The sequence below is a fragment of the Brachybacterium alimentarium genome (genome assembly GCF_002332425.1).
GTDB lineage: Bacteria > Actinomycetota > Actinomycetes > Actinomycetales > Dermabacteraceae > Brachybacterium > Brachybacterium alimentarium.
Genome location: NZ_NRGS01000003.1, coordinates 22,843 through 28,923, shown reverse-complemented (window position 1 = coordinate 28,923; position 6,081 = coordinate 22,843). Strand labels below are relative to the sequence as shown.

The following is a 6,081-nucleotide window of genomic DNA, read 5'->3' as shown; positions in this document are numbered from 1 at the left end:
TGGGTCCCACGCTCACATTTGCGGCAGGACCGGAGCACGGGCCAGCAGGCCGACGTGCGTGCGGCAGGACCGGAGCACGGGTCAGCAGGCGGCCGTGCGGCCCGGGCGACGTGCGGCAGGGCGGGCGCGCGGCCAAGCGGGCTGCGGGCAGCTGGCCTGGCGAGGCGCACCGGCCTACGACTGTCGGTCAGGAGTAGGAGATCACCAGCGGCGCGTGATCGGACCAGCGGGTGTCGTAGCTGGGCGCACGATCCACCTGGGCGGAGGTCGCGCGCGCTGCGAGGTCCTCGGTGGCCAGCTGGTAATCGATCCGCCATCCGGCGTCGTTGTCGAAGGCCTTGCCGCGCTGCGACCACCAGGTGTAGGGCCCGGGGCCGTCGCCGTGCAGCGTGCGGTGCACGTCCACGAAGCCGGCATCGGTGGTCAGGCGGTCCAGGTACGCGCGCTCCTCGGGCAGGAAGCCGGCGGACTTCAGATTGCCCTTCCAGTTCTTGATGTCCCACTCGGTATGGGCGATGTTGATGTCGCCGGTGAGCACCACGTGACGGCCATCGGCACGGAGTTGTTCGAGGCGCTCTATCATCACGTCGAGGAACTCGTACTTGTCGGTCATCGTCTGCGGCTTCTCGGTGTTGCCCGAGTGCATGTAGCAGGAGATGACCGTGAGAGCGCGACCATCGCCGAAGGGGTCGGCGAGGTCCGCTTCGAGCCAGCGGCCGGTGTGGCTGGGCTCGGTGAGGCCAGGCAGCCCGTGACGGGCGCCCGCGAGGTCGATCGCGCCGAGCGAGGTGCGGGCGGCGATCGCTGCTCCGGCACGGCCCTTCAGCTCCGAGACCTCGCCGACGATGGCCCAGTCCTCGCCGACGAGACCGGGCAGGAGGTCCTCGGGGGCGCGCACCTCCTGCAGGGTGACGACGTCGGCCGCCGTGGAGGCGAGCCAGTCGCGCATCCCCTTGCGCTCGGCGGCCCTCAGGCCGTTGACGTTGACGGTCGCGATGGTCAGGCTCATGCGGACTCCTCGATCCCGGCGGCACGCTCGGCCGCCTCGACGACGTTCTTCATCAGCAGCGCACGGGTCATGGGACCGACGCCGCCGGGATTGGGGCTGATCCAGCCGGCGACCTCCCGCACGGCGGGGTCGACGTCGCCCACGAGCGTGGCCTTGCCGCCCGCAGGGTCCTCACGGCGCGAGACACCGACGTCGAGGACGATCGCGCCGGGCTTGATGTCCTCCGCGCGCACGAGGTGTGCGGCGCCGGCCGCGGCGACGACCACGTCGGCGCGGCGCAGCTGGGCGGGCAGATCCGCAGTGCCGGTATGGCACAGGGTCACCGTCGCGTTGTACTCGCGACGGGTCAGCAGGGCGCCGATGGAGCGGCCGACCGTGATGCCGCGGCCGACGACCACGACGTCCTTGCCACGGAAGTCGAGTCCGTGACGCTCGACCAGCTCGATGACGGCCCGGGGCGTGCAGGGAAGCGGCGTGTGGATGGGCGTGTAGGCGTTCAGCACCAGGCGGCCGAGGTTCATCGGGTGCAGGCCGTCGGCGTCCTTGGCCGGATCGATCCGCTCGAGGATCGCGTCGGTGTCGATCTGCTTAGGCAGCGGGAGCTGCACGATGTAGCCGGTGCAGGCGGGATCCTCGTTCAGCTCGTCCACGATGGCCTCGACAGCCGCCTGGGAGGCGTCCGCCGGGAGCGTCTTCTGGATCGAATGCAGCCCGATCTGTTCGCTGTCGCGGTGCTTGCCGCGCACATAGGCGGCGCTGCCGGGGTCCTCCCCCACCAGGACGGTCGCGAGTCCCGGTCGTTCATGGCCGGCGTCGACGAGCCGCGTCACGCGCTCGGCGAGCTCCTCCTTGATCGCTTTCGCGGTGGCCTTGCCGTCGAGGATCTGTGCCGTCATGGCGCTCCTTGGGGATGTCGGTGCTGGAGGGTCGTGGGGTGGTGGGAAGGATGATCAAGCCCGCCGGGTGCGGCGGGAAGGCAGATCGGCGCCCGCCACCGGGTGCGGCGGGAAAGGCGATCGGCGCCCGTCGCCGGGTGCGGCGGGAAGGATGATCGTGCCCGCCGGAGACGGCGATGGGGCCCGACGTCGTCGCGTCGAGCCCCATCCGTCGCTCAGTGCTGCTGGAGGTCCGCGTACAGCGGCTTCGCGTCGGCAAGGGCCTGAGTGCGCTGACGGAGGGACTCGACGTCCGCTCCGCCGGTGAGCGCCAGGGCGATGACGTCGGCGACCTCGGTGAACTCCGCGGCGCCGAAGCCGCGGGTGGCCAGAGCCGGGGTGCCGATGCGTAGACCCGAGGTGACGCGCGGCGGCCGCGGATCGTTCGGGACCGCGTTGCGGTTCACGGTGATGCCGACCTCGTGGAGACGGTCCTCGGCCTGCTGGCCGTCGAGCTCGCTGTCGACGAGGTCCACGAGCACGAGGTGCACGTCGGTGCCGCCGGAGATGACCTTCACGCCGGCCGCCTTGGCGTCCTCCTGCTGGAGGCGCTCGGCGAGGAGCTTCGCGCCCTCCAGGGTGCGGGCCTGGCGGTCGGTGAACTCCTCGGTGGCCGCCACCTTGAGGGCGACGGCCTTCGCAGCGATCACGTGCATGAGCGGGCCGCCCTGCTGGCCGGGGAAGACTGCGGAATCGATCTTCTTGGCCCACTTCTCAGTGCACAGGATCATGCCGGAGCGGGGGCCTCCGATGGTCTTGTGGATCGTGGTCGAGACGACGTCGGCGTACGGGACGGGGCTGGGGTGCAGGCCCGCGGCGACGAGACCCGCGAAGTGCGCCATGTCGACCCACAGGGCCGCACCGACCTCGTCGGCGATCGCACGGAACGCCGGGAAGTCGAGCTGACGGGTGTACGCGGACCAGCCCGCGACGATCACCTTCGGCTGCTCGGCTACTGCCAGCTCGCGCACCTTGTCCATGTCGATCAGACCCGTCTCGGGCTCCGTCTCGTAGGCCACGATGTCGTAGAGCCGACCGGAGAAGTTGATCTTCATGCCGTGCGTGAGGTGGCCGCCGTGGGCGAGGGACAGGCCCATCAGCTTGTCGCCGGGACGGGCGAGGGCATGCATCACCGCAGCGTTCGCGGAGGCACCCGAGTGCGGCTGCACGTTCGCGTGCTCGGCGCCGAACAGCTCCTTGGCCCGATCGATCGCGATCTGCTCCGCGACGTCGACCTCTTCGCATCCGCCGTAGTAGCGACGACCGGGATAACCCTCGGCGTACTTGTTGGTCAGGACCGAGCCCTGAGCCTGCAGCACTGCACGCGGGACGAAGTTCTCGCTGGCGATCATCTCGAGGGTGCGCTGCTGACGGGCGAGCTCACGATCGAGGACGTCGGCGATCTCCGGGTCGAGATCCGAGATGGACTGGTCGAGGACGTTCACGGGGCCTCCTGCGGTGACGGACGGGGCGGCGGCGGGCGCCGTGCCCATCCTAGGCCGGGCTCACAGATCGATGCCGAGGCGGACAGGTTCCGGGACCAGGTGGATCCCGTAGCTCTCGTCGACCCGGCGCTGCACGTCCCGCGCGAGGTCGATGATGTCCTGACTGCCGGCACCGCCGCGGTTGGTCAGCGCCAGGGAGTGCTTGGTCGACAGGGACGCCCGCTCCCCCACCGCATGGCCGCGCTCGATGCCGGAGTGGCTGATGAGCCAGGCCGCACTCGTCTTCACCCGGCCCTGACCTGCGTCGTACCGCGGAGCGCCCTCAGGAAGGCTCGCTGCGTCGTCGGCCTCGAGGATCGGGTTGGTGAAGAACGAACCGGCGCTCCAGGTGTCATGGTCGGCCGGGTCCAGGACCATCCCCTTGGCGCCGCGGATCGCGAGCACCGCCTCGCGCACCTCGCGCATCGGAGCCCGATCTCCCACCTCGACGCCGAGCGCATCGGCCAGCTGGGCGTAGCGGATCGGCGCGGAGAGGCTGCCGATCGTGTGCTGGAACGTGACGGACAGCACGACGTAGCGGCCCGTCGCCGAGGGCACGTCTCCGGAGTAACGGGTGCGCTTGAACACGCTGTCGCGATAGGAGAAGTCGCAGTCGGCGGCGAAGAACGTGCGCACGGCGCTGCGCTCACGGTCCCAGGTGCGCACACGGGAGATCGTGGAGGAGACCTCCTGGCCGTAGGCGCCGACGTTCTGGATCGGGGTGGCGCCGACGGTCCCGGGGATCCCGGAGAGCGCCTCGATGCCGACCATGTCTCGAGCGATCGCGTACCGGACCGCACGATCCCAGGAGACACCGGCGAAGTATTCGACGATCGCTCCCCCGCAGGTCGGATCCAGCGGGGAGAGATCCGCGGGGTCGACGGGGATTCCGTCCGGCTCGCCGGACGCGCCCACCTCGCAGGTCGCGTCGAGCAGCGGCGGCTCCTCGGGATCCCGCAGCAGCACGACGGTGCCGTCGAAGGGCTCGTCCGAGGCGACCAGGTTGGAGCCGCCTCCGAGCACGAGCAGCGGTCGTCCGGCCTCGTCGGCTGCGCGGACGGCGTCGATGACCTCCTGATCAGAACGGGCCTCGACGAGAGTGCCGATGGGTCCGCCGACGCGGAGAGTGGTGAGATCCGAAAGCTTCATGCTGCGCCGACCTGGCCGTCGGCGGGGGCACCGGCCGTCGTGGCGATCGTGGCGCGGGCGCGCCCGAGCACCTTGGTGTCGTCGACCTGGGCGGTGATGTCGACGCGCGCGGTGCCGGCGGATTCGTCGATCGCGCCGACGACGGCGACCGTCTCGAGCACGACGTGCCCGGTCGCGGGCACCGGCACCGGGTTGGTGAAGCGCACCGAGTAGGCCCGCACCGCGGTGGGGTCCCCGACGGCATCCAGCAGACCGGTGACCGCAGCCCCCATGGTGAGCATGCCGTGGGCGATCACGCCGGGCAGGCCCGCGTCGGTGGCGGCGGTGTCGTTGTAGTGGATGGGGTTGAAGTCCCCGGAGGCGCCGGCGTAGCGCACGAGAGTGTCACGGCTGATCTCGTGCCGGGTGCGGGCGAGCTCCTGGCCGACGGAGAGGTCGAGCGGGGTGGCAGGGGTGGCAGTCATGTCTGCTCCTGAAGGTCGGGATCTGAACGGTCGAGGGATGGCGGGTATCCGCGGTGGTGACGACGTGGCAGGCGCTGCGGGCGTCGAAGGCGCTGCGCACGCCACGGGCCCTGAGTGCACGGGCGGCACGGGTGACACCGGGGCACTGGGGCACCGGGGCACTGGGGCACCGGGGCACCGGGGCACCGGCTGCGAGGTGAGCGCGTGGCGGGTGCGGAGGCGGGATCAGTCTCCGCGCACGACGATCATGCTGCGCACGCTCGCGACGTCTCCGCCGGATTCCTCGGCCATGTCGACCCGCGTCGCGATCATGGAGTGGCCGCCGGCAGCGCGGATCGATTCGACGGTGAGCGTCGGGACCAGCCGGTCCCCGGCGACGACGGGTCGATGCAGCGTGAACGACTCCTCCCCGTGGACCACCCGCGTGAAGTCGATCCCGGCGGCCGGATCCTCGATGTACTGGGCCTCGGTGGCCTGGGCGAGAGAGACCAGGAAGGTGGGTGGGGCGACCACGTCGGCGTGGCCCGCCGCACGGGCGGCCTCGGGGTCCGTGTGCACGGGCGAACCGGCACCGGTGGCGCGGGCGAATTCGGCGATCTTCGCTGCCGAGACCGTGTGCACGGGGCCGGCCGGATAGGTGCGACCGGCGAAGTCGGGGTCAGGGGTGGTGGTCATGTCTTCTCCCGGGAGGACGCGGCCTCGTCGGCCGACGGATGGTGTCGGTCCGATGATCTCAGGTCGGCCGCCGTGCCCTTGCGGGACACCCTGATCACGGCCGTCCTGTCCGCCAGGTCACCGGGCCAGGACGCACGAAAGGCCACCCGGGACGAGCCCGTGTGGCCTTTGGTGAAGTGCGCGAGAGGTCCGCTCAGCGGGTCTCTCGGTGCGCCGTCTGCTTGCCGCAGGTCGGGCAGAACTTCGAGAGCTCGAGCCGATCCGGGGTGTTACGGCGGTTCTTCTTGGTGATGTAGTTGCGCGCCTTGCAATCAACACAAGCCATGGTGATCTTGGGACGCACGTCAGAGCTCTTGCTCGCCACG

At 70.7% G+C, this 6,081-nt stretch carries 7 protein-coding genes; all 7 read right to left on the bottom strand.

All coding sequences use genetic code 11. The features are described from left to right. Positions 1-187: 187 nt before the first annotated feature. The 7 genes from CIK71_RS01440 to rpmG all read right to left on the bottom strand — a co-directional run bounded on the left by CIK71_RS01440 (position 188) and on the right by rpmG (position 6,080). Entirely contained in the window at positions 188-1,009 is an 822-nt protein-coding gene (locus CIK71_RS01440; protein WP_096163411.1) for an exodeoxyribonuclease III, read from the bottom strand. After that, positions 1,006-1,905 (bottom strand): bifunctional methylenetetrahydrofolate dehydrogenase/methenyltetrahydrofolate cyclohydrolase, encoded by a 900-nt coding sequence (locus CIK71_RS01435; protein WP_096163410.1) that lies wholly within the window; start codon positions 1,903-1,905, stop codon positions 1,006-1,008. Before CIK71_RS01435 ends, CIK71_RS01440 begins: the two co-directional genes overlap by 4 nt. Before the next feature lie 215 nt (positions 1,906-2,120). Continuing rightward, positions 2,121-3,389: a serine hydroxymethyltransferase gene (gene glyA / locus CIK71_RS01430; protein ID WP_096163409.1), complete on the bottom strand. Its 1,269-nt coding sequence runs from the start codon at positions 3,387-3,389 to the stop codon at positions 2,121-2,123. Between the two features lie 60 nt (positions 3,390-3,449). Beyond that, positions 3,450-4,577, bottom strand: coding sequence for a UDP-N-acetylmuramate dehydrogenase (locus tag CIK71_RS01425; RefSeq protein ID WP_096163408.1), 1,128 nt, complete (start codon positions 4,575-4,577; stop codon positions 3,450-3,452). After that, entirely contained in the window at positions 4,574-5,041 is a 468-nt protein-coding gene (locus CIK71_RS01420; RefSeq protein ID WP_096163407.1) for a MaoC/PaaZ C-terminal domain-containing protein, read from the bottom strand. The genes CIK71_RS01425 and CIK71_RS01420 overlap by 4 nt, the downstream gene beginning before the upstream one ends. 225 nt (positions 5,042-5,266) lie before the next feature. Beyond that, entirely contained in the window at positions 5,267-5,716 is a 450-nt protein-coding gene (locus CIK71_RS01415; protein ID WP_096163406.1) for an FAS1-like dehydratase domain-containing protein, read from the bottom strand. Between the two features lie 193 nt (positions 5,717-5,909). Beyond that, positions 5,910-6,080 carry a 50S ribosomal protein L33 gene (gene rpmG, locus CIK71_RS01410; RefSeq protein ID WP_029360274.1) on the bottom strand — a complete coding sequence of 57 codons (171 nt, stop codon included), beginning with the start codon at positions 6,078-6,080 and terminating at the stop codon, positions 5,910-5,912. Between the last annotated feature and the right edge of the window lies 1 nt (position 6,081).

Coding starts and splice junctions, on each gene's coding strand:
- CIK71_RS01440 (WP_096163411.1), bottom strand. CDS start 1,009: ATGAGCCTGACCATCGCGACCGTCAACGTCAACGGCCTGAGGGCCGCC.
- CIK71_RS01435 (WP_096163410.1), bottom strand. CDS start 1,905: ATGACGGCACAGATCCTCGACGGCAAGGCCACCGCGAAAGCGATCAAG.
- CIK71_RS01425 (WP_096163408.1), bottom strand. CDS start 4,577: ATGAAGCTTTCGGATCTCACCACTCTCCGCGTCGGCGGACCCATCGGC.
- CIK71_RS01420 (WP_096163407.1), bottom strand. CDS start 5,041: ATGACTGCCACCCCTGCCACCCCGCTCGACCTCTCCGTCGGCCAGGAG.
- CIK71_RS01415 (WP_096163406.1), bottom strand. CDS start 5,716: ATGACCACCACCCCTGACCCCGACTTCGCCGGTCGCACCTATCCGGCC.